Origin of the sequence: Dechloromonas hankyongensis (assembly GCF_022012295.1) — a bacterium.
GTDB classification, from domain to species: domain Bacteria; phylum Pseudomonadota; class Gammaproteobacteria; order Burkholderiales; family Rhodocyclaceae; genus Azonexus; species Azonexus hankyongensis.
In genome coordinates this window covers 13,829-36,040 of the sequence record NZ_JAKLTN010000001.1, presented here as the reverse complement: position 1 = coordinate 36,040, position 22,212 = coordinate 13,829, and the positions used below count along the sequence as shown (strand labels likewise).

Here is a 22,212-nt window from a genome sequence, read left to right as displayed (position 1 = left end):
GCCACTGGTACGCCGTTCCGTACATTTCAGGTTAGCATCGCTGCCCATGCGGCATGCCCTCCTCTTCTCCGTCTTCGTCATCGCCTCCTGCGGCCTGGCCTACGAACTGATCGCCGGCGCGCTGTCGTCCTACCTGTTGGGCGATTCGGTGATGCAGTTCTCGACGGTGATCGGCACCTACCTGTTTGCCATGGGGGCGGGTTCGTGGCTGTCGAAGTACGTCACCCGCGACCTGATCGGCCGCTTCATCCAGATCGAATTGATGGTCGGCCTGCTCGGCGGCTTTTCGGCGGTCGGCCTGTTCCTCGTCTTCACCTGGCTGTCGGCGCCATTCAAACTGGTGCTTTATCTTGTGGTGTTTGCCGTCGGCGTGCTGGTCGGGCTGGAAATCCCGCTGGTCATGCGCATCCTGAAGCGCGAGCTGGCCTTCAAGGACTTGGTGTCGCAAGTGCTCACCTTCGATTATCTCGGGGCGCTGGCGGTCTCCATCCTGTTCCCCTTGATTCTCGCGCCGCAGCTGGGCATGGTGCGCACCGGGCTGCTGTTCGGGGTACTCAACGTGGCGGTGGCGCTGTGGGCGCTGCACCTGTTCCGCGAGCAGTTGCCGGCGCGGCGCGCCCTGCTGCTGCAAAGCTGGAGCGTCTTCGTCCTGCTCGCCGCCGGCTTTGCCGGGGCCGGGCAGTTGACCACTTTCGCCGAGGCGCATCTCTATGCCGACGAAATCGTCCATACCGAGACCACGCCCTACCAGCGCATCGTCGTCACCCGCTGGCGCGACGACCTGCGTCTGTTCCTGAACAACAACCTGCAGTTTTCGTCACACGACGAATACCGCTACCACGAGGCACTGGTACATCCCGGCCTGGCCAGCCTGCCGGGTGCCAAGCGCGTGCTGGTGCTGGGCGGCGGCGACGGACTGGCGGTACGCGAAATCCTCAAGTATCCGCAGGTCGAGGCGGTGACGCTGGTCGATCTCGACCCGGCGATGACCCGGCTGTTCTCGACGGCGCCGGCCCTGGTCGCGCTGAACCAGGGGGCGCTGACCGCCGAACGGGTGACGGTGGTCAATGCCGACGCCCTGCAATGGCTGGAAGACAGCAAGGACTACTTCGACTTCATCGTCATCGACTTCCCCGACCCATCCAATTTCGCCCTCGGCAAGCTCTACACCTCGGCCTTCTACCGGCTGATCGAGAAGCGGCTGTCGGCCAACGGCGTGCTCGTGGTCCAGTCGACCTCGCCGCTCTACGCCCGGCAATCGTTCTGGTGCGTGGTGGCGACGCTGGAGAGCGTGGGCTTTGCGACGGCGCCCTACCATGCGCAGGTGCCCTCGTTCGGAGAGTGGGGCTACATCATCGCGGGGCGCCGGCCGTTTGTGCCGGCCGCGGTGGATGCGCAGAAGACCCGTTTCCTGACGCCGGAAACCATCCCCGGCCTGTTCGTCTTTCCGGCCGACATGGGGCGGGTTCCGGCCGAGGTGAACCAGTTGAACAATCAGGTGCTGGTGCGCTACTTCGAGGCCGAATGGCGCAAGGTCATTCGGTAGCGATGCGCTGGGCCTGTAGATAGGCGACGACGTCGGCAAAAGGCATGGGTTTGCTGTACAGGTAGCCCTGCAGAACATCGCAGCCCAGGCGGGCGAGGAAATCGCGCTGCTCTTCGGTTTCCACCCCTTCGGCGACCAGCTCCAGTCCCAGGCTGTGGCCGAGGGCGATGGTGGCGGTACAGATGGCCGCATCGTTGGCGTCGGTCTCGATGTCGGTGACGAAGGAGCGGTCGAGCTTCAGGCGATTGATCGGTAGGTGCTTGAGGTAGGCCAGCGACGAGTAGCCGGTGCCGAAATCGTCGATGGCCAGCATGATGCCCATGGCCGCCAGCTGGTCGAGGATGGACAGCGTGACTTCCGGGTTCTGCATCGCCGTGCTTTCGGTGACTTCCAGCTCGATATCCTGGGGCGACAGGTCGTAACAGGCCAGAGCGCCGCGGATGAGCAGCAGCAGGTTGTCGTGGCGCAACTGCTGCGCCGAGATGTTGATGGCGACGCGAACGTCGCCCAGTCCCTGGTCCTTCAGGCTGCGGGTCAGGCGGCAGGTTTCCCAGATCACCCAGTCGCCGAGCGGCAGAATCAGCCCGGTCTCTTCGGCGATGGCGATGAAGCGCATCGGCGAAACCCGGCCGAAGGTGGGATTGTCCCAGCGCAGCAGGGCCTCGAGACCGATGACCTTGCCCGTCGCGGTCTGGATCTGCGGCTGGAAGTGCAGCGAAAACTCGCAGTGGCCCGGGGTGATGCCGGAAACGGCCTGGCGCAGCTCGTTTTCCATCTGCAGGCGCTCGCCCGCCGCCTCGTTCATGCGGGCCGTGTAGAACTGGTGATTGTTGCGGCCGGCATTCTTGGCGTGGTACATCGCGGTGTCGGCGTTGCGCAGCAGGGTGCTGGCGTCCTGCCCATCGATCGGGAACAGGCTGATGCCGATGCTCGGCGTCGCGTACAGCACGTGTTCGGTTACCCGGTAGCTGTCGGCCAGGTTGAGCTGGACTTTGCCGGCGACCCGCGCGGCGGTTAGCGGGGTTTCGATTTCCGGCAGCACGACGACGAATTCGTCGCCGCCGATGCGGGCCACCAGGTCGCTGGCACGTACGCATTCGCGCAGGCGCAGGGCCACTTGCTGCAACAATTCATCGCCGACATGGTGGCCCAGCGAGTCGTTGATGTTCTTGAAATTGTCGAGGTCGATGACCATCAGCGCCAGCTGGTAATTGCCGCGTTCGCACAGGCGCAAGGTCTGCGCCAGCTGGGCTTCGAAGGCCAGGCGGTTCGGCAGGTTGGTCAGCGGGTCGTGATAGGCCAGGTAGGCCAGCCGGTCGGCCACTTCCTTGTCGGAGCCGAGTTCGGACAGGTTGGCGACATAGTTGCGGACCTCGCCGTCGTCGCCGCGGATGGCGGCGAGCTTCAGCCAGCGCGTGAAACGTGTGCCGTCCCGGCGCTCGCCGTGTATCTCGCCTTGCCAGAAGCCGCCGGTCTGCAAGGCGGCTGTGATGGCCGCCTGCAACTGCGGCAGGACCTGCACTGAAGGTAAAAAATCTGGCGTTTTGCCGACCAGTTCAGCCTCGACCAGACCGGTCAGCCGGCAAAAAGCCTCATTGACCGCGATGGTGCGCCGATCGGCATCGGCGACCAGAATGGCTTCGTGACTTTGTTCGTACGCGCATCGCAGGGCGGCAAGGGAAACGGCGCCTGCCGGCCGGGCTGATTCAGCAGTGGATGGGGGCGTACGGGGATCGGTCATTCACGCATTCTGGTCGGACTGGCTATGCATTCATTCTAAGGGGGTTAGATCAGACATTGAACAGGAAATTCAAAACATCGCCATCCTTGACGACATATTCCTTGCCTTCGGCGCGCATCTTGCCGGCTTCCTTGGCGCCGCTTTCGCCCTTGTAGGTGATGAAGTCGTCGAAAGCGATGGTCTGGGCGCGGATGAAGCCGCGCTCGAAATCGGTGTGGATGACGCCAGCCGCCTGCGGGGCGGTGTCGCCGGCATGGATGGTCCACGCGCGGACTTCCTTGACCCCGGCCGTGAAGTAGGTCTGCAGGCCGAGCAGCTTGTAGCCGGCGCGGATCAGGCGGTCGAGGCCGGCTTCGTGCAGGCCCATCGATTCCAGGAAATCGATCTTGTCGGCGTCGTCGAGGTCGGCGATTTCAGCTTCGATCGAGGCGCAGAGGGCGACGACCTGCGAGCCTTCCTCGGCGGCGTGGGCTTCGACCTTGGCGAGCAGCGGGTTGTCGGCAAAGCCGTCTTCGGCGACGTTGGCGGCGTAGAGCACCGGCTTGGCGGTGATCAGGCAGAAGGGCTTGATGCTGGCCCATTCTTCCTTGGACAGATCGAGGCCGCGCACGGCCTTGCCCTGGTCGAGCTGGGCGAAACACTTTTCGAGCACGGCGACCAGGATCTTGGCTTCCTTGTCGCCGGAGCTGGCCGGGCGACGGTAGCGGTTGAGCGCCTTTTCGACGGTAGCCATGTCGGCCAGCGCCAGTTCGGTATCGATGACTTCGATGTCGCGCAGCGGATCGACGCTGCCGGAGACGTGGATCACGTTCGGATCGTCGAAGCAGCGCACGACATGCACGATGGCGTCGGTTTCGCGGATATTGGCCAGGAACTGGTTGCCCAGGCCTTCGCCCTTCGAGGCGCCGGCGACCAGGCCGGCGATATCGACGAATTCGACGATGGCCGGCTGGATTTTCTGCGGCTTGACGATTTCGGACAGCTTGGCGAGGCGCGGATCGGGCACTTCGACGATGCCGACGTTCGGCTCGATGGTGCAGAACGGGTAGTTTTCCGCTGCGATGCCGGACTTGGTCAGGGCGTTGAAGAGGGTGGATTTGCCGACGTTGGGCAGGCCGACGATACCGCATTTCAGAGACATGTTTTTTCCTTAAACGGCTTTGCCGTGCAACTGTTGCTGGGCGCCGGCAAAGTCCCCGGCAGAGAGTTTGGGCCAGGCCAGCTGGCAACGATGCAGCGCCTGTTCGATATCTGGCAATTCTTCCTTGCGCGGCTGATGCAGTACGAAATCAGCGACCTGCTGGGCCAGGCCGAGGGTGCGCGGATGACCGATGCCGAGGCGCAGGCGCCAGAAGTCCGGCGTGCCGAGCTTGGCCTGGATATCCTTCAGACCATTGTGGCCGCCATTGCCGCCGCCTTGCTTGAGGCGGATGCCGCCCGGCGGCAGGTCCAGCTCGTCATGCACGACGAGAATCTCGGCTGGCACAATCTTGTAGAAATTGGCCAGCGCCGCCACCGCCTGGCCGGAGCGGTTCATGTAGGTGGTCGGCTGCAGCAGCCACAGCTCGCCGGCACGACCGGCGCGACCGTAGAACTTGCCCTGCGGGGCGAGCGACACCTTCAGTTTGTCGGCCAGCTGGTCGACAAACCAGAACCCGACATTGTGGCGGGTGGCTTCGTATTCCGGTCCGGGGTTGCCCAGGCCGACGATGAGGCGGGGAGCGGTCATGCGTGCAGTCGTGAAAAGGCCGCCGGGGCAAGATGCCTGCGGCGGCCAGAGTATAGCGGAGCGCGCGGATTACTCGGCGGCAGCTTCGCCTTCGGCAGCCTGGGCGCCGCCCTTGCCGACGATGCTGACCACGATCGGGTCTTCAGCACCGTGCTGGACCAGCTTGACGCCGGCCGGCAGCTTGACCTGGGAGGCGTGGATGTTGTCGCCGATATTCATGGCGCCGAGGTCGACTTCAATGAACTCCGGCAGGTCCTTGGCCAGACAGTGGATGTCCAGTTCGGTCGTGACGTGGTTCACCAGGCCGCCGTTCAGCTTGACGCCCGGGCCGGCTTCTTCATTGGTGAAGTGCAGCGGCACCTTGATGTGCAATTCGTGGGTGGCATCGACGCGCTGGAAGTCGACGTGCAGGATCAGCTGCTTGTAGGCGTGCGTCTGGTAATCGCGCAGCAGGACTTGTTCCTTCTTGCCGTCGATGACCATGTTGATGACGGAAGAGTAGAAGGCTTCCTTCTTCATCTTCAGCAGCAGATCGTTGTGGTTGGTTTCGATGGCGACCGGAGCGGCCTCACCACCATAAACGATGCCGGGCACCGTGCCGGCGCGACGCAGGCGGCGGCTCGCACCCGTTCCCTGCAACGTACGCGCGTTGGCGATAACTTCGAATTGCATGTTGATACTCCAGAATGTTTCCCGGTCCGCGACCAGAACGGGAAGGTTAAAAAAACTTAATCGATGAACAGCGAGGAGACGGAGTCGTCGTTGCTGATGCGGCGAATCGTTTCGGCCATGATTTCGGCCACCGACAACTGGCGGATACGCGGCGAAGCAGCGGCATCGTCGCGCAGCGGGATGGTGTCGGTGACGACCAGGGCGTCGAGGTCGGACGAATTGACGCGCTCGACGGCCGGGCCGGACAGGACCGGGTGGGTGCAGTAGGCGACGACCTTCTTGGCGCCGTTGGCCTTCAGGGCGGTGGCCGCCTTGCACAGGGTGCCGGCGGTGTCGACCATGTCGTCCATGATGATGCAGGTGCGACCGTCGACTTCGCCGATGATGTTCATGACTTCGGAGACGTTGGCCTTCGGGCGGCGTTTGTCGATGATCGCCAGGTCGCATTCGAGGCGCTTTGCCAGCGAGCGGGCGCGGACGACGCCTCCGTGGTCCGGCGAGACGACCAGCGGGTTTTCGTAATTCTGCTTACGGATGTCGTCGAGCAGGATAGGCAGGGCGTAGATGTTATCGACCGGAATGTCGAAGAAGCCCTGGATCTGCTCGGCGTGCAGGTCCATGGTCAGCACGCGATCGACGCCAGAGGCGACGAGCATGTTGGCGACCAGCTTGGCGGCGATAGGCACGCGCGACGAACGTGAACGGCGATCCTGGCGGGCATAGCCGAAATACGGGATGGTGGCGGTGATGCGGCCGGCCGAAGCGCGCTTCAGCGAATCGACAATAACCAGCAGTTCCATCAGGTTATCGTTGGTCGGGGCGCAGGTGGATTGCAGCACGAAGATGTCGCGGCCGCGGACGTGTTCCTGGAGCTCGACGGAAACTTCGCCGTCGGAGAAGCGGCCGACATTGGCGCGACCCAGGTCGACATTGAGCTGTTCAGCGACGTCGGCAGCCAGCTTGGGGTTGGCGTTGCCGGTGAAGACCATCAGGCTGTTGTAGGCCATTTCCACATTCCTTCGGACTCGATGCATGCGCATTGCATTTTCGCCCGCCACAATGAAAATCGGGCAGGCTTTTGACGACCTGCCCGAAGGAAGCTTGGCTGGGGAAGAAGGATTCGAACCTTCGAATGCCGGAATCAAAATCCGGTGCCTTGACCAACTTGGCGACTCCCCAGCGGGTCACTTGAACGGGTTCGCGTCCAAGCGAGGCGCGAATAATACAGGACTCGTTTCGGGAAATCCAGCCTTTTATTCAATTTCTGCCAGCGGATGGGCCGGCAGGCCGTCGGCGACCCAGCCGCGCAGGCCAGCGGGCAGTGCCGCCAGGGCCGCTTCAGCCTCGCTGCGCCGGGGGAATCCGGCGAAGACACAGGCGCCGGAGCCAGTCATCATGGCGTGTGGGGCTTTCGTCTTCAGCCAGGCCAAGGCCGCGGCGACGGCGGGGAACTTGGCACAGGCGACGGTTTCCAGATCGTTGTGCCCGTCGCCGTGCCGCCAGTCTCCGGGAAGGATGGCCGGCGTGTCGCGCTTCAGTTCGGGGGCGCCGAAGATGGCGGCGGTCGGCACATGGACGTCGGGATGGAGGACCAGATAGCTTTCCGTCGGTAGTTCGATATCGGTGAAGGCTTCGCCGATGCCCTCGGCAAAGGTGCTGCGGCCATGCACGAAGACCGGCACGTCGGCGCCCAGCGTCAGGCCGAGCTGTTCCAGTTGCGGGCGGGTAAGGCCGGTTTGCCACAGGTGGTTGAGGGCGAGCAGCACGGTCGCCGCGTCGGACGAGCCGCCGCCCAGACCGCCGCCCATCGGCAGTTGCTTGGCGAGGTGGATGGTGGCGCCCTGCCGGCAGCCGGTGGCTTGCTGCAACAGGCGGGCGGCACGGACGGTCAGGTCGCTGTCCGCCGGCACGCCGGGGATGGGGGTGGCGAGCACGATGTCGTCGTCGGTGCGCGGCGCGAAATGCAGCGTGTCGGCGCGGTCGATGAAACGGAAGACAGTCTGCAGCAAGTGATAGCCGTCAACGCGCCGGCCGACGACATGCAGGAAGAGATTCAGTTTGGCGGGGGCAGGCCAGTCGCTGTCCCAGGTCCGGCGATTCACGGAGTTTCTCTCCATTCCTCGATGCGCAGCTTCAATTCCAGTTCGCCGGGGCGGCTGATGGTCAGGCGGGCCGGCAAGGCGGTCGGGCGCTCGTCGTCGTAAAAATAATCGACTTGCCAGCCGGCTTCGCGCAGTTGGCCGGGGCGGCCCAGGGCATCGGCGGCGATGCGGGCGTTGCTGCCGGCCCGGCCGAGCAGCCAGCCGGGCAGGCGGGCGACGGGCAGGCGCAGTCCGGTGACGTCCTCGATCAGGGCATCCGGGTCGCCCGATTCGCGCTCTTTGCCATCAGCAGTACGCAGCCTGGAGATCGTCGGGCTGGCGTCGATTTCGGCTACGCCGTAGCCGAGCGGATTGGCGACCAGGATGCGGTCGCTGTCGTGCTGGTGCGTCCAGGTCAGGCGGCCGCCCGAGCTCTGTGCGCTCTGGCCGGGCAGCGTGGCGCGCAGGGCGAACCGGGCGTCCAGCGAGAAATTGCGCACGTCGTCGCGCGGCGCCAGGGCGGCGCGCGGCACGCTGGCGCAGGCGGCCAGCAGGCCGAAGGCCAGCGCCAGAAATAAGCGCGACATCAGGGCAGCAGTTTCTTGACGGTGCCGGCCAGCGCTTCGTTGTCGGGATGCGCCTTGTAGGCTTCGAGCAGGATGCGCCGCGCTTCGTCCTTGCGCTCCAGGGTCCACAGCACTTCACCGAGGTGGGCGGCAATTTCCGGGTCGGTCTTGATTCGGTACGCCTTTTCCAGCGTCTGCAAGGCTTCGGGCAGCTTGCCCTGGCGATAGAGCACCCAGCCCATGCTGTCCATGATGAAGGGGTCTTCCGGTGCCAGCGTTAGTGCCTTGGCGATCAGTTCCTGGGCTTCCGGCAGACGGATGTTGCGTTCGGCCAGGGAGTAGCCGAAGGCGTTCAGGGCGTGGGCATGATCCGGCTTGAGGGCGAGCAGGTGCTTGAGGTGAGCTTCCAGGGCGTCGGTCTTGCCGATGCGTTCGGCTGTCAGCGCTGCCTCGTAGAGCAGTTCCGTGTCGTTCGGCTGGGCAGCCAGGGCGCGGTCGAGGGCGATGTAGGCTTCGCTGTGGCGACCGGCATCGCGCAGCAATTGCGATTCGGCCAGCACCAGCTGGGTACGCTCGGCCGGCGTGCTGGTGCGCGTGTCGCGCAGCAAGGCGCGCGCTTCGTCGGTCTTGCCCTGTTGCATCAGGATCTGCGATGCCCGCGAACGGGCGGCGACATACTGTTCGCCGGCGGTGACCTGGCGATAATGTGCGAGGGCGGCTTCCGGCTTTTTCTGTTCCTGGTCGAGCTGGCCGAGGAAGAAATGAATAGTGCTCTTGTCCGGGAAATCGGTTTTCAGCAGGTGTTCGAGCTGGATGCGGCCGGTGGTCAGGTCACCTTGCTGCAAGGCAAGCATGGCGACCGGATAGATCACTTCCGGATTGTCCGGGTTGCTGGCGATCAATTGGTCGAAGTGGCGGCGCGCCTCGTCGTAGCGCTTTTCGCTGATCAGCAGGCGGGCCAGGGTCAGGCGGGCGTCGTTGGCGTTCGGATTGTGGCCGACGAAATCGGTCAGGCTGTCGACGGCGGTCTGGGCCGATTGGCGGGCCTGGAGCTGGGCGCGGGCGATGGCGGCGGTTTCCCAGCCCGGGCGCAATTGCAGGGATTTCTCGGTTTCGGTCAGGGCACGCAGATTGTCCCCGGCGCTGGCGGCGGCCTGGGCCATGGCGAAATGCGCCTCGGGCAGGTTGTCGTACGGGGCGGCAACCTTGTCGATCAGGCTTTGCACGGCTTTCTTGTCATTGACCTTGCCCAGCATGCGGTTGAGGTGCAACAGATTGCCACCGGCGTTCGGCTTGTCCTGTTCGAGCAGGGCGGCCAGTTGCGGCGCCAGGTCGTCGAGGCGGTTGGCCATGACCAGCAGCGACGACTGCGCCTGCTTGGCCGGTACCGAATTCGGTTCGACCTCCAGCCACAGTTTCGACAGTTCCAGAGCGCGGTCGTATTGGCTGGCGAAGCCGGCGACTTCGGTGGCCCGGGCGATGACCTTGGGGTCGCGGGTACGCACGGCGAGGTCGGCCCAGGCATCGGAGCCCAGTTTGGCATCGCCGCGTTGCAGTGCGAATTCGCCGACCAATGCCTGGAATACCGTACGGGCCAGGACGTCCTCGGACGAGGCTGACGCCGGTGCCGGCGCTTGCGCCGCCGCTGGGCGTTTGCCAGTGGCGCGGGCCGGTGGGTCTCCGGCAGCCTGGCCGAGTCCGCCGTGGGTCAAGCCCAGGGCAAGGGTGAGGGCGGCGGCGAGGAACTTCGGTTGCATGGACGGCTTTCGATCGAGGTTGGCACAAATCTTATGCATTGGAACGCATAAAATTCGATTAGTTTGTGATGTTATTGAGGTTTGCCCGGAGGGACAAGCAATGCCGGAGTTGCCGGAGGTGGAAGTCTGTCGTCGCGGTATCGAGCCGGAGTTGCTCGGGCAGGCGGTGGTGGGCGGAGTGATCAGGGTGCCAAAATTGCGCCAGGAGATTCCGCGCGAACTGCTTGAGTTGTTGCCGGGGTGCCGCATCGTCGCCGTGCGCCGCCGTGCCAAATACCTGTTGATCGACTGCCGGAAGGACGGAGTCGAGGGCAGCCTGATCATCCATCTGGGCATGTCGGGCAACCTGCGTTTCGTGCCGCCCGATCTGCCGGCGGAAAAGCACGATCATTTCGACCTGGTCCTGCCCACCCAGATACTGCGTTTTGCCGATCCACGCCGCTTCGGGGTCGTGCTGTGGCAGCCGGGGCCGCCCGAGTCGGCGGAGCTGCATACCCTGCTGGCGACGCAGGGGGTGGAGCCGCTGTCCGACCTGTTCACTCCGGATTGGCTGTTCGATGCCATTGCCCGGCGCGGCGGGCCGATCAAGCCGACCCTGATGGACAGCCATCTGGTGGTCGGCATCGGCAATATCTACGCGTCGGAAAGCCTGTTCCGGGCCGGCATCTCGCCGCTGCGGGCGGCCAACCGGATCAGTCGGGCGCGCTACGAGGTGCTGGTGCCGGCCATCCGTGCCACGCTGTCGGATGCCATCGCGGCCGGCGGCAGCAGCATCCGCGATTATGTGCACAGCGACGGCGGGGCGGGGTGTTTCCAGATCCAGGCCGGGGTGTACGACCGGGCCGGCCTACCCTGCTTGCGCTGCGGCGGGGTGATCAAACAAATTCGCCAGGCCGGGCGCAGCACCTATTATTGTCCTGGGTGCCAGCATTAATTGGTTACTGCAAGCCCCTGTTTTTTATGCTAGATTGAATATTCCGTCAGTATCCGGGAATACACACATGTCGCTGGCCGATCAATTTGCCGCCTATTCTGCCTGGCGTTCGCGCCTTGCCGCCCATATCGGCGAGCTGCAGACATGGCTGAGCCAGAACGAACTTGCCGATGCGCAGAGCGATCTGCGCCTGACGCAGATGCTCGAGCGCTTGCGCGAAGACCGCTTGAATGTGGCCTTTGTCGCTGAGTTTTCGCGCGGCAAGTCGGAACTGATCAATGCCATCTTCTTCGCCGATTACGGCAACCGCATGTTGCCGTCGTCGGCCGGCCGCACCACGATGTGCCCGACCGAACTGCTGTTCGACAGCAACAAGCCGCCGAGCATCGAACTGTTGCCCATCCAGACGCGCTCGTCCAATTCCAGCGTCAGCGAGTACAAGCGCTTCCCGGATGAATGGACCCTGGTGGCGCTCGATACCGAATCGCCGGATGCCATGCAGGATGCTCTGCGCCATGTCAGCGAGACGACCCGCGTAACGCCGGCCGAGGCCTCGCGCCTCGGCTTCGCGGTCGGCCAGGAGCAGATCGACCTATATAGCGTCGGCGACGATGGCCTGGTCGAGGTGCCGCGCTGGCGCCACGCCATGATCAATTTCCCGCATCCCCTGCTCAAGCAGGGCCTGGTCATCCTCGATACGCCGGGCCTCAACGCCATCGGCGCTGAGCCGGAGCTGACCCTGTCGCTGTTGCCCAATGCCCATGCCGTGCTCTTCATCCTGGCCGCCGATACTGGCGTGACGCAGTCGGACATGGCCATCTGGCGCGAGCATATCTGCGGTGGCGGTGTCGCCAAGCGCGGCCGCATGGTCGTCCTGAACAAGATCGACGGCCAATGGGACGAGTTGAAGACCCAGGAGGAAATCGACGCCGAAATCGCACGCCAGGTAGAGGCCAGTGCCAATGTGCTGGAATTGCCGGCCGGCCAGGTCTTCCCGGTTTCTGCCCAGAAGGGGCTGGTCGCCAAGATCAACGGCGATGCCGCCCTGCTCGAGAAAAGCCGTCTGCCGCTGCTCGAGTCGGCGCTCTCCAAGGAACTGATTCCGGCCAAGCGCGAGATCGTCTGCGACAGCACGGAAGGCGAATTCGGCGATGTCAGCCGCCGCGTGCGCAGCCTGCTCGATTCGCGGCTGAACGGCCTGCGCGAGCAACTGACTGAGCTGACCGAGTTGCGCGGCAAGAACAAGGGTGTCGTCGAATACATGATGGGCAAGGTGCGGGCCGAAAAGGAGGAGTTCGAGTCCGGCCTGCAGCGCTACTACGCCGTGCGCAGCGTGTTCTCGACCTTGACCAACAACCTGTTCGGCCATCTCGGGCTCGATGTCCTGCGCCAATTGACGCACGAAACGCGGACGACCATGGACGAGGCGGTGTTTTCCAAGACGCTGTCCGACGCGATGGCCAATTTCTTTACCCGTTCACGCGAGGCTTTGACCAAGTCGAACGGCGAAATCGGCGAAATTCTGGCCATGATGGAGGCGGTGTACAAGAAGTTCGCCGTCGAGCACGGCCTGAAGCTCGGTGCGCCGACCAGTTTTTCGCTGCTGCGCTACGAGAAGGAGCTGGACCGTCTGCAGGCGTGGTGCAACGACCACCTGAACACCATGCTCAGCCTGATGACCCATGACAAGAAGAACATCACGCAAAAGTTTTTCGAGGAAGTGGCGGTCCAGGTGCGCCGCGCCTTCGAACATGCCAACCGCGACGCCGAGGTCTGGTTGCGCGCCGTCATGGCGCCGATGGAAACCCAGGTCCGCGAACACCAGATCCAGTTGAAGCGCCGTCTCGAAAGCATCAAGCGTATCCACCAGGCCACCGACACACTGGAGGACCGCATTGCCGAACTCGATGGCGTCGAGAAAAACCTGTTGCAGCAGATCGAGGCGCTGGAGGAAATCATCGGCCGCGTGCAGGAAATGCTGGTGCCGCTCGGCGAACGGGAGTTGCAGGCGGCCTGAGCTTCCGCCGAGTGCTGCCCGAATTCGGAGCAATAAAAAACCCGCGAAATTCGCGGGTTTTTTATGGGAGCGGGAGGCGCTCAGGAACGCTTGTTGCCGGTCAGCTTTTCATACTTGACCCACAGCATGTCTTCCGTCTCGACGTGGTTCGGGTCCTTGGGGATGCAATCCACCGGGCAGACCTGGACGCACTGCGGTTCATCGTAGTGACCGACGCATTCCGTGCACTTGTTCGGGTCGATCTGGTAGATCTCCTCGCCTTGGGAGATGGCCTCGTTCGGGCACTCCGGCTCGCACACATCGCAGTTGATGCATTCGTCGGTAATAATCAGAGACATAGCTGTTCCTCTCTCGGTTAAGCGGTAATTTGCGCCCGCAGGCGCTTTTCTACACAAGGTTGCACAAATTTGCTGACATCACCGCCCAGACGCGCAATTTCGCGCACCATGGTAGCGGAGATGAACATGTATTGCTCGCCCGGCGTCAGAAACACTGTTTCGACCTCCGGATAGACGCTGCGGTTCATACCTGCCATCTGGAATTCGTATTCGAAGTCGGAAACGGCGCGTAGGCCGCGGACGACGACTTTGGCGCCTTTTTCGTGCACGAAATTCATCAGTAGCGAGTTGAAACCGACGATTTCGACATTGGGCAGGTCGCCGAGGATTTCCGTGGCCATCTCGACGCGCTCGGCGAGCGAGAAGCGCGGCTGCTTCGACGGGCTTTCGGCGATGGCCAGGATCAGCTTGTCGAACAGCGTGGCGGCACGACGCACCAGATCCTCGTGACCCCGGGTGATCGGGTCGAAGGTGCCCGGGTAGATCGCGATACGATGGTTGAGTTTGGTCAAGTTGTCTGCCGCCGCAACAAGTGAAAGTGGACTTCCCCCGCCTTGCCCTGGCGCACCGTGCGCCAATCGCCGAGCGATTCGATTTCGTTTTCCGCTTCGACGTAAATCGCTGCATCTTCGTTCGCTGCACCGGCAAGGAGTGGCTCCAGGCGGGCGATCCAGCCTTTTTTGTAGGGCGGATCGAGGAAGATCAGGTCGAATTTTGCTTTCGTCGAGGCCAAATATTGTATCGCATCCGCACGAATGATCTCTACCGCGCTCGGTTTATGGAGCAATTCGTGGTTTTCATGCAACGCGGCCAACACTTTGGGCATTTGTTCGACCATCACGACGCGACCTGCACCGCGCGACGCCGCTTCGAAGCCGAGGGCGCCGCTGCCGGCGAACAGGTCGAGACAGTGCCAGCCGTCGAGATCCTGGCCAAGCCAGTTAAACAGCGTTTCCCGCACGCGGTCCGGCGTCGGGCGCAGTCCGGTGCTGTCCGGAAAGCGGAGGACGCGGCGGCGGAATTCGCCGCCGACGATGCGTACCGAATTCAATCGGCTGCCACCGTCACCGTGACTAGGTTTTCCGGCCGGACGCGACGGGCGAAGGCGGCCTTGATCTCGGCGGCGGTGACCGCCTGCACCTTGGCCTGGTACTGGTCGAGATAGTCGAGCGGCAGGCTGAAGAAGCCGATGGTGGCGACGTTTTCCAGGATTTTCTTGTTGCTGTCCAGGCGCAGCGGGAAGCTGCCGGTCAGGTTGGCCTTGGCGGCGGCCAGTTCCTCGTCGCTCGGGCCGTCCTTCAGGAAGCCGTCGAGGATGTCGCGGGCCACCTTGATCGCATCCTTGGCCTGCGAGCGCTTGGTCTGCAGCCCGATCTGGAACGGGCCGGGCTGGCGCAGCGGGGCGAAGTAGCTGTAGACGCTGTAGGCGTAGCCGCGTTTATCGCGGACTTCCTTCATCAGCCGGGAAACGAAGCCGCCGCCGCCCAGCGAGTAGTTGCCGACGAGCAGCGGGAAGAAATCGGGGTCGCCGCGCTCGATGGCCGGCATGCCGATATAAACGTGCGCCTGGGTGGCGGGATGGGGCAGCTGGACCAGGGCCGCCTTCGGCGCCTGCGGGACGGCGGGCAGGGCCGCCTTGTCGTTCTTCGGCAGGCCGCTGCTTAGCGCTTCGGCGATTTTCTCGGCATCCTGGCGCGACAGGTCACCAACCAGCGTGATGCTGGCATTGGCACCACCGTAGTAGCGGGCGTGGAAGGCGACGAGATCGTCACGGGTCAGCGTCGCGACGCTTTCCGGTGTCGCCTGCCTGCCGTAGGGGTGGTTCGGGTACATGGCGGCCCAGAAGGCCTTGCCAGCGATGCTGTCGGGACGGGTCATCGCTTCCTTCAGGCTGGCAATGGTGTTGGCCTTTTCGCGCTCCAGAACGGCGGCATCGAAATGCGGCGCCTGCAGCACGTCTTTGAGGATGGCCAGTGCCGTATCGCGCTTGTCGCGGGCCGACAGGGTGCGCAACGAAACGCTGGCGCGGTCGGTGTCGGCGCCGCCGCCGAGATTGGCGCCGATGTCGGCGAGCTGTTCGGCAATGGCGGTTTCATCCCGCTTGCCGGCCCCGTTGTCGAGAATGGAGCGGGTCAGCGCGGCGAGGCCGGCCTTGCCTTCCGGGTCGAACATCGAACCGGCGGCGAAATCGACCTGCACGTCGAGCATGGGCAGGACGCGGCTTTCGACGAAATAGACGCGGGCGCCGGAGGGCGACACCCAGTGCTCGATCTTGACCCCGGCCAGCACGGTTTGGGCTAACAGGAGGGCGAAGGCTGCTGCAATCAGTCTTTTCATGGCTGTTTTCATCAGTGGCGGGTGGCGACGGCCGGGCGGCGCGGCTTGCCGTCGAGCGGTTGCGGGTCGAGGACGCCGACGGTCAGCGCGTCGTCGTCGAAATACTTCTTGGCGACCGCCTGGACCTGCGCGGCGGTGACCTGCTGCAGCTTGTCCAGCATGCGGTCCAGCTTCTGGTAGGGCAGGCCGGCCGATTCGATCTGGCCGATTTCCATGGTCTGGCCGAACATCGAATCTTTCTTATACACCTCGCCGGCGATCAGCTGCGCCTTGGCCCGCTTCAGTTCGGCGGCGGAAACGCCGTCCTGCTGGACGCGGACGATTTCGGCCCGCAGGGCGGCTTCGAGGTCGGCCACCGTCTTGCCTTCCGCCGGTGTGCCGTGCAGGTAAAGCATGCCGGGGCCGCGCGCCGTGTTGTCGTAGTCGATGCCGGCCGACAGGGCGACCTTGTCCTCACGCACCAGTTTCTTGTTGAAGCGGGCAGCATCGTGGCCGTCGAGGATGGCGCCGAGCATTTCCAGGGCGTACGGATCGCTGTCCTTCTCCACATCGCGCAGAATGGGGGCCTTGTAGCCCATGATCAGCACCGGCAGTTCGGCCGGTGCCTTGACGGTGACGCGGCGGGCGCCTTCCTGCTTCGGCTCGATCTGCTGGCGGCGCGCCGGCAGGGCGCGGCCTTCGAGCGGGCCGTAGTATTTCTCGGCGAGGGCAAAAACTTCCTTGTGGTCGACGTCGCCGGTGATCACGACGTAGGCGTTGTTCGGCACGTACCAGGTGTCGTACCAGGCCTTGGCGTCGGCGGCGGTCATCGTTTCCAGGTCGTTCATCCAGCCGATGATCGGCCGGCGATACGGATGGGCCTGGAAGGCGACGGCGTTCATCTGCTCGAACAGCTTGGCCTGCGGGCTGTCGTCGGTGCGCATGCGGCGCTCTTCCATGACGACCTTGATTTCCTGCTCGAATTCCTTGGCATCGACATTCAGGTGGCGCATGCGGTCGGCTTCGAGCTGCATCATGTCGCCCAGCTTTTCCTTGGGAATCTGCTGGAAGTAGGCGGTGTAGTCGCGGCTGGTGAAGGCGTTGTCCCTGCCGCCGGCGGCGGCGACGCGCTTGTTGAATTCGCCGGGGCCGACGCTGGGCGTGCCCTTGAACATCATGTGCTCGAGCACATGGGCGACGCCGGAGGCGCCATCGACTTCATCCATGCTGCCGATGCGGTACCACACCATCTGCACGGCGGTCGGGGCGCGATGGTCTTCCTTGACGATGATGCGCAGGCCGTTCTTCAGCGTGGTCTCGAAGGGATTGGCGAGGGCGGCGGTGGACAGTCCGGCCGCGAGCAAGACAGAGAGCAGGTATTTGAGGCGCATGGCGAGTGGGGCGAAGGGGGCGTGTGAGCGGGGGCTTTCTGCTAGAATTTGTGGCTGATTTTGCATCCAACCGAACGGCATCTTAACGGCTTGCCGTCCGCCTGTCAGCAAGGCTTGAGACCAACTTCCCCATGTTCAGTTTCCTGAAAAAATCCGCATCCGACGCCAAGCCGGAAACTTCGGCCACTAGCGCGCCGGCCGAGGCGGCGAAGCCGTCCTGGCGCGAGCGCCTCTTCCAGGGGCTGGCCAAGACCCGCGCCCAGTGGGGCGGCAAGCTCAAATCCATCTTCTCGCGCGGCAAGGTCGACGACGAACTGCTCGAAGAGCTGGAGACCCTGCTGCTGACTTCCGACGTCGGTATCGAGGCGACCACCCACCTGCTCGACGAGCTGAAGAGAGCCGCCAAGCGCGACAAGCTGGATACCCCCGAGGCTATCCAGAAGGCGCTGGCCGATGCGCTGCTCGAAACCCTGCAGCCGCTCGAGCAGCCGCTCGACTTCAACACGCACAAGCCTTTCGTGATCATGATTGCCGGCGTCAACGGGGCCGGCAAGACGACCTCCATCGGCAAGCTGGCCAAGTATTTCCAGAACCAGGGCAAGAGCGTGCTGCTCGCCGCTGGCGACACCTTCCGTGCCGCCGCCCGCGAACAGCTGCAAACCTGGGGCGAGCGCAACAACGTGACGGTCATCTCCCAGGAATCCGGCGATCCGGCGGCGGTCATCTTCGACGCCATTTCGGCCGCCAAGGCCCGCGGCATCGACATCGTGCTGGCCGACACCGCAGGCCGCCTGCCGACCCAGTTGCACCTGATGGAGGAAATCGCCAAGGTGCGCCGCGTTATCCAGAAAATCGATCCGGAAGGCCCGCACGAAACCCTGCTCGTGCTCGATGCCAACATCGGCCAGAACGCGCTGCAGCAGGTCAAGGCCTTCGACAAGGCGATCAACGTCACCGGTCTGGTCGTCACCAAGCTCGACGGCACGGCCAAGGGCGGCGTGGTCGCCGCCATCGCCCGCCAGTGCCCGAAGCCCATCCGCTTCATCGGCGTCGGCGAGCAGATCGACGACCTGCGCCCGTTCTTGGCCCGCGATTTCGTCGATGCGCTGTTTGAGTAGAGCAGGTCTTCCTCCTCTAGCTCCTGACATCCAACAGCTAACAACCAAAATGATTGAAGCCAGCAATCTGACCAAGCGCTATCCGGGTGGCCTCGAAGCCGTCCGCGATGTCAGCTTCCGCATCGAGGCCGGACAGATGGTGCTGATTACCGGCCATTCCGGCGCCGGCAAGACGACGCTGGTCAAGCTGGTGTCCACCATCGAACGGCCGACGGCCGGCAGCCTGGTGGTCAATGGCCAGAACCTGACCGCTCTGCGCCGCAGTGCCATGCCGCACGTGCGCCGGCACTTCGGCCTGGTTTTCCAGGACCAGAAGCTGCTGTTCGACCGCTGCGCCCTCGACAACGTGTTGTTGCCGCTGCAGATCGCCGGTCTGCAGCGTCGCGAGGCAGTGCGCCGGGCGCAGGCGGCGCTCGACAAGGTCGGCCTGCTGGCTCGCGAAAAGGCCAATCCGATCGCCCTGTCCGGCGGCGAGCAGCAACGCCTGGCCATCGCCCGCGCCGTGGTGAACCGGCCGACCGTGCTGATCGCCGACGAGCCGACCGGCAATCTCGACAGCGAATCGGCCGCCGAAATCCTCGAAATCTTTGCCGACTTCCATCGCGTCGGCGTCACCGTCGTGGTCGCCACGCACGACCAGACCTGGATCGAGCGCTATCACCCGAACGTGCTGCGTCTCGATCACGGGAGGGTTGTCGCATGACAGCTTATTGGCCAGGCATGAACACCGGCTATGCGACCAGCGCCCCCCGCTCGCGGGCGTGCGCATCCCCGTCCGGCCGCGCCAGCCGGGGTCCCTGCTTACTGCTCGGGGTGGCGCAATGAACGCCTGGGTTTCTCAACATCTCGCCGCACTCGATCTGGCTTTCCGCCGCTTGATCGCCTCGCCGCTCAATACCTTGCTCTCGCTGCTCGTTATCGGCATCGCGCTGACCTTGCCGGCCTTCGGCTATGTTGCCCTCGACAACCTGCGCGATCTCGGCCGCAACGCCACCGGCGTACAGCAGATCAGCCTGTTCATGAATCTGGAAGCGGGCAAGAAGGACGTTGCCGACATCGAGAGCCGTCTGCGCGCTGCCTCGGCCGGCAAGTGGCGCTTCGTGCCCAAGGAGGAGGCGCTGAAGCGCATGCAGGCCAGCGAAGGCATGGCCGAAATCGTCGCCAGCCTGCCGCGCAATCCGCTGCCCGACGCCTTCATCGTCGAGCCGGCCAATATCGAACCGGAAGCGCTGGAGATCATGCGCAAGGAAATCGCCGGCTGGCCCAAGGTTGCCCACGTCCAGCTCGACTCGGCCTGGGTCAAGCGCTTCGACGCCTTCCTGCGCCTGGGCAAGCTGGCCCTGTGGATGCTGGCCGGGCTGTTCGGCGCCGGCCTGATCGCCGTGACCTTCAACACCATCCGCCTGCAGGTCATGGCGCAATCGGCCGAAATCGAAGTCGCCCGCCTGGTCGGGGCGACCGACGGTTTCATCCGTCGGCCGTTCTACTACTTCGGCGCCTTGCAGGGCGCCCTTGGCGGCTTGCTGGCCGCGGCGCTGGTGCTCGCCGCCCTGCGCCTGCTGGCCGCGCCGATCGGCGAGCTGGCGACGCTCTACGGCAGCGTTTTCGCGCTGCGTCAGCCCGGGGCCGGCGAAGTCGCTGTGCTCGCGGTGCTGGGCGCCTTCCTCGGCTGGCTCGGGGCGCAGCTCTCGGTCAGCCTGTCGTTGCGGAAATTTGACTAGCCGGCGGGAATTCCTGGCCACCGTCGGGGCGGCCGCCCTGGCCGGTTGCGCTCCTGCCGGAAAAATCCCACTGCCGCCGGGCGAACTGCTCGGCATGAACGTCGCGCTAGGCCATCGCCTGCGTGACGGCCGCCTGCCACCTCACGACCTCACCCGGCGCACCGGTGTACTGATCGTCGGCGCCGGCATCTCCGGACTGTCCGCGGCCTGGTGGCTGGCCCGCCACGGGCATCACGATTTCACGGTGCTCGACATGGAGAGCGAGCCGGGCGGCAATTCCCGCGGCGGGCAATCGCCCACCGTCGCCTATCCGTGGGGCGCGCATTATCTGCCCTTGCCCGGTCCGGAAGCAGTTCATGTCCGGGAATTGTTGGCTGAACTCGGCATCCTGCAGGGCGATCCGGGCACCCGACGGCCGACCTACGACGAGCGCTACCTGTGCGGCACTCCGCAGGAGCGGGTCTATCGCCATGGGCTGTGGGAGGAGGGTTTGCTGCCGCATCGCGGACTGGATGCCGCCGAACGCGATGAGCAAAAGCGTTTCCATGACCAGATGGAAGCCTTGAAGCGGGCGACCGGACGCGACGGCCGGCGCCTATTCGCCATCCCAATGGCGCTGTCGAGCCGGGATGCCGAATGGCGGGCGCTGGACAAAATGAACTTCCGGCAATGGCTGCTCGACAACGGATACACCGCACCGACCGTGCATTGGCTGGCCAACTACGCCTGCCGCGACGACTACGGCACCGACTACGCACAGACCTCGGCCTGGGCCGGCCTGCATTACTTCGCCTGCCGCAATGGCGAGGCGGCAAATGCCAGCGACGACACGGTGCTCACCGCGCCGGAGGGCAACGCCTGGCTGGTCCGCGGCCTGGCCGCGGTGGCCGGGGAAAGGGTACAGACCGGAGCCCTGGTCGCCCGGGTCGAAGAAGGAAAGTCCGGCGTGACGGTCGATGCCCTTATCGGCGAGCACGTCGTCCGCTACGCGGCCAGGCAGTTGATCTGGGCCGCCCCCGTCTTCGTCCTGCCCCGCGTTTGGGCGGCGATGCCAGCCGAGCTGAAAGCGGCCGCCCTGGCGGGCGATTATGCACCGTGGCTGACGGCCAACCTGCATCTCTCGGCCATGCCCGAGGAGCGGCATGGCGCGGCGCCGGCCTGGGACAACGTCTTTTACGACAGTCCCGGCCTCGGTTACGTGACAGCCACCCACCAACTGATCCGCCGCCAGCCGGGTGGCGCCGTGTTCACCTACTACCGGGCGCTGCACGACGTGACGCCAGCCGAAGGGCGCCGTCTGCTGCTCGACACGCCGCGCACAGCGTGGGCTGAAGGCATCCTGGCCGAACTGGAGCGCGTGCATCCGGATATCCGGCAGCTGGCCATGCGCCTCGACGTGTTCCGCAACGGTCATGCCATGCGCCGTCCGGTGGTTGGCGCCCTCTTCGATGGCCGTCGCGAGTCGCTGGCCAACTTTCAGCACCCTCGCATTGCGGTGGCACATGCCGATTTGTCGGGGTTCTCCCTGTTCGAGGAGGCGCAATATCGCGGCATATTGGCGGCGAGGCAGGTGCTTTCAACAAAACGGCCAGGGTTCTAGCGAAAAAGAGATTGTTCCGGTGGGGGGCTGTTTTAGGTTGCTGCAGTCGCTAGTTGCGCAGCATAATTCTATGCTCCACGGATGGCCGTGGTTCAATCAAAAATAGGGGGGTAAAGTGAAAATAGGATTGGTGTTGTTGGTCGCGGCTTCGGTTGTGCTGACGGGTTGTGCCTCTGGCGTTACGCGCGCCCCGAGTTCGCCGACTGCGCAGGCGGTTCGTCCGGTTAATCCGGTGGTGTCTGCGGTTTCGACGTCGTTTACCGATGACGGCAAGGCCGCAGCCAGTGAAAATCTGAAATTCAATGCAGATGAGCTGCGCAGCCATGTCAAACGGGCTCTCGAAGCCAATTCGCTGTTGAACGGAAAAACAGACAGCGCCGCTCCCGAACTTGAGATTCGAATCAAGGGGGTCCGGGTGCGTTCGAATTTCTCCGCAGTGATGTGGGGGATCATGGCAGGTTCTGACTACATAACTGCCGACGTGGTATTGAAGGATGCTGCGGGTAAGGAAATCGACAAATATGAGGTGTCCGTTTCTTATGGGCTCGGCGGCTTGGCCGGCGGACAGGACACCACACGAATGGGTTGGCTGTACGAGAAATTCGCCGAAGAAACGGTCAAGGAGCTTAAACGCCCGTAACGCATCGTTTATCGTGACGACAAGCCGGCTTTATGCCGGCTTTTT

Annotated in this window: 21 protein-coding genes and 1 tRNA gene; 8 read left to right on the top strand and 14 right to left on the bottom strand. The window is 64.1% G+C overall.

The genetic code is table 11. The annotated features are described in order from the left end of the window. Nucleotides 1–46 precede the first annotated feature (46 nt). Nucleotides 47–1,546 (top strand): polyamine aminopropyltransferase, encoded by a 1,500-nt coding sequence (locus LZ012_RS00170; RefSeq protein WP_275706291.1) that lies wholly within the window; start codon nucleotides 47–49, stop codon nucleotides 1,544–1,546. Here LZ012_RS00170 and LZ012_RS00165 read toward each other — a convergent pair. The 9 genes from LZ012_RS00165 to LZ012_RS00125 form a co-directional block, all read right to left on the bottom strand. Beyond that, nucleotides 1,536–3,287 carry a putative bifunctional diguanylate cyclase/phosphodiesterase gene (locus LZ012_RS00165; protein ID WP_275706289.1) on the bottom strand — a complete coding sequence of 584 codons (1,752 nt, stop codon included), beginning with the start codon at nucleotides 3,285–3,287 and terminating at the stop codon, nucleotides 1,536–1,538. The genes LZ012_RS00170 and LZ012_RS00165 overlap by 11 nt on opposite strands. Nucleotides 3,288–3,336: 49 nt before the next feature. Next, a complete protein-coding gene (gene ychF / locus LZ012_RS00160) occupies nucleotides 3,337–4,428 on the bottom strand; it encodes a redox-regulated ATPase YchF (protein ID WP_275706287.1) in 1,092 nt (363 codons plus the stop codon). A gap of 9 nt (nucleotides 4,429–4,437) precedes the next feature. Continuing rightward, nucleotides 4,438–5,016, bottom strand: a complete 579-nt coding sequence (gene pth / locus LZ012_RS00155; protein ID WP_275706285.1) for an aminoacyl-tRNA hydrolase — start codon at nucleotides 5,014–5,016, stop codon at nucleotides 4,438–4,440. Nucleotides 5,017–5,085: 69 nt separating this feature from the next. Next, a complete protein-coding gene (locus LZ012_RS00150; protein ID WP_275706283.1) occupies nucleotides 5,086–5,688 on the bottom strand; it encodes a 50S ribosomal protein L25/general stress protein Ctc in 603 nt (200 codons plus the stop codon). Nucleotides 5,689–5,744: 56 nt separating this feature from the next. Beyond that, nucleotides 5,745–6,695 (bottom strand): ribose-phosphate pyrophosphokinase, encoded by a 951-nt coding sequence (locus LZ012_RS00145; protein ID WP_275706281.1) that lies wholly within the window; start codon nucleotides 6,693–6,695, stop codon nucleotides 5,745–5,747. Nucleotides 6,696–6,790: 95 nt separating this feature from the next. Next, nucleotides 6,791–6,867: transfer RNA gene (locus tag LZ012_RS00140), tRNA-Gln, on the bottom strand. A 74-nt stretch (nucleotides 6,868–6,941) separates the two neighbouring features. After that, nucleotides 6,942–7,790 (bottom strand): 4-(cytidine 5'-diphospho)-2-C-methyl-D-erythritol kinase, encoded by an 849-nt coding sequence (gene ispE, locus LZ012_RS00135; RefSeq protein WP_275706279.1) that lies wholly within the window; start codon nucleotides 7,788–7,790, stop codon nucleotides 6,942–6,944. Continuing rightward, entirely contained in the window at nucleotides 7,787–8,356 is a 570-nt protein-coding gene (gene lolB / locus LZ012_RS00130; protein WP_275706277.1) for a lipoprotein insertase outer membrane protein LolB, read from the bottom strand. The genes ispE and lolB overlap by 4 nt, the downstream gene beginning before the upstream one ends. Continuing rightward, nucleotides 8,356–10,092 carry a tetratricopeptide repeat protein gene (locus LZ012_RS00125; protein WP_275706274.1) on the bottom strand — a complete coding sequence of 579 codons (1,737 nt, stop codon included), beginning with the start codon at nucleotides 10,090–10,092 and terminating at the stop codon, nucleotides 8,356–8,358. The genes lolB and LZ012_RS00125 overlap by 1 nt, the downstream gene beginning before the upstream one ends. 100 nt (nucleotides 10,093–10,192) lie before the next feature. Here LZ012_RS00125 and mutM point away from each other — a divergent pair, with 100 nt between their 5' ends. Further along, the gene (gene mutM / locus LZ012_RS00120) at nucleotides 10,193–11,026 is read left to right on the top strand and encodes a bifunctional DNA-formamidopyrimidine glycosylase/DNA-(apurinic or apyrimidinic site) lyase (protein ID WP_275706272.1); all 834 of its coding nucleotides are present in this window, start codon (nucleotides 10,193–10,195) and stop codon (nucleotides 11,024–11,026) included. A gap of 67 nt (nucleotides 11,027–11,093) precedes the next feature. Further along, the gene (locus LZ012_RS00115; protein ID WP_275706270.1) at nucleotides 11,094–13,043 is read left to right on the top strand and encodes a dynamin family protein; all 1,950 of its coding nucleotides are present in this window, start codon (nucleotides 11,094–11,096) and stop codon (nucleotides 13,041–13,043) included. Between the two features lie 80 nt (nucleotides 13,044–13,123). Here LZ012_RS00115 and LZ012_RS00110 read toward each other — a convergent pair whose 3' ends face one another. Genes LZ012_RS00110 through LZ012_RS00090 form a run of 5 tightly spaced genes read right to left on the bottom strand, consistent with a single transcriptional unit; the run spans nucleotide 13,124 to nucleotide 17,088 of the window. Beyond that, nucleotides 13,124–13,381: a YfhL family 4Fe-4S dicluster ferredoxin gene (locus tag LZ012_RS00110; protein ID WP_275706268.1), complete on the bottom strand. Its 258-nt coding sequence runs from the start codon at nucleotides 13,379–13,381 to the stop codon at nucleotides 13,124–13,126. Between the two features lie 17 nt (nucleotides 13,382–13,398). After that, nucleotides 13,399–13,893, bottom strand: a complete 495-nt coding sequence (coaD, locus tag LZ012_RS00105) for a pantetheine-phosphate adenylyltransferase (RefSeq protein WP_275706266.1) — start codon at nucleotides 13,891–13,893, stop codon at nucleotides 13,399–13,401. Continuing rightward, nucleotides 13,890–14,432: a 16S rRNA (guanine(966)-N(2))-methyltransferase RsmD gene (gene rsmD / locus LZ012_RS00100; RefSeq protein ID WP_275706264.1), complete on the bottom strand. Its 543-nt coding sequence runs from the start codon at nucleotides 14,430–14,432 to the stop codon at nucleotides 13,890–13,892. The genes coaD and rsmD overlap by 4 nt, the downstream gene beginning before the upstream one ends. Next, nucleotides 14,429–15,718, bottom strand: a complete 1,290-nt coding sequence (locus LZ012_RS00095; RefSeq protein ID WP_275706262.1) for a M16 family metallopeptidase — start codon at nucleotides 15,716–15,718, stop codon at nucleotides 14,429–14,431. Before LZ012_RS00095 ends, rsmD begins: the two co-directional genes overlap by 4 nt. An 11-nt stretch (nucleotides 15,719–15,729) precedes the next feature. Further along, complete coding sequence (locus tag LZ012_RS00090; RefSeq protein WP_275706260.1) at nucleotides 15,730–17,088, bottom strand: M16 family metallopeptidase; 1,359 nt, start codon at nucleotides 17,086–17,088, stop codon at nucleotides 15,730–15,732. A 131-nt stretch (nucleotides 17,089–17,219) separates the two neighbouring features. Between LZ012_RS00090 and ftsY the strand changes: the two genes are divergently transcribed. The 5 genes from ftsY to LZ012_RS00065 all read left to right on the top strand — a co-directional run bounded on the left by ftsY (nucleotide 17,220) and on the right by LZ012_RS00065 (nucleotide 22,167). Beyond that, a complete protein-coding gene (ftsY, locus tag LZ012_RS00085; RefSeq protein WP_275706258.1) occupies nucleotides 17,220–18,206 on the top strand; it encodes a signal recognition particle-docking protein FtsY in 987 nt (328 codons plus the stop codon). A 49-nt stretch (nucleotides 18,207–18,255) separates the two neighbouring features. Continuing rightward, on the top strand, nucleotides 18,256–18,909 hold the full coding sequence (locus LZ012_RS00080) for a cell division ATP-binding protein FtsE (RefSeq protein WP_275706255.1): 654 nt from the start codon (nucleotides 18,256–18,258) through the stop codon (nucleotides 18,907–18,909). 118 nt (nucleotides 18,910–19,027) lie between these two features. After that, a complete protein-coding gene (ftsX, locus tag LZ012_RS00075; protein ID WP_275706253.1) occupies nucleotides 19,028–19,927 on the top strand; it encodes a permease-like cell division protein FtsX in 900 nt (299 codons plus the stop codon). Then, nucleotides 19,920–21,527, top strand: coding sequence for an NAD(P)-binding protein (locus LZ012_RS00070; RefSeq protein ID WP_275706251.1), 1,608 nt, complete (start codon nucleotides 19,920–19,922; stop codon nucleotides 21,525–21,527). Before ftsX ends, LZ012_RS00070 begins: the two co-directional genes overlap by 8 nt. Nucleotides 21,528–21,642: 115 nt before the next feature. Next, nucleotides 21,643–22,167, top strand: a complete 525-nt coding sequence (locus LZ012_RS00065) for a DUF4410 domain-containing protein (RefSeq protein WP_275706249.1) — start codon at nucleotides 21,643–21,645, stop codon at nucleotides 22,165–22,167. Nucleotides 22,168–22,212 lie beyond the last annotated feature (45 nt).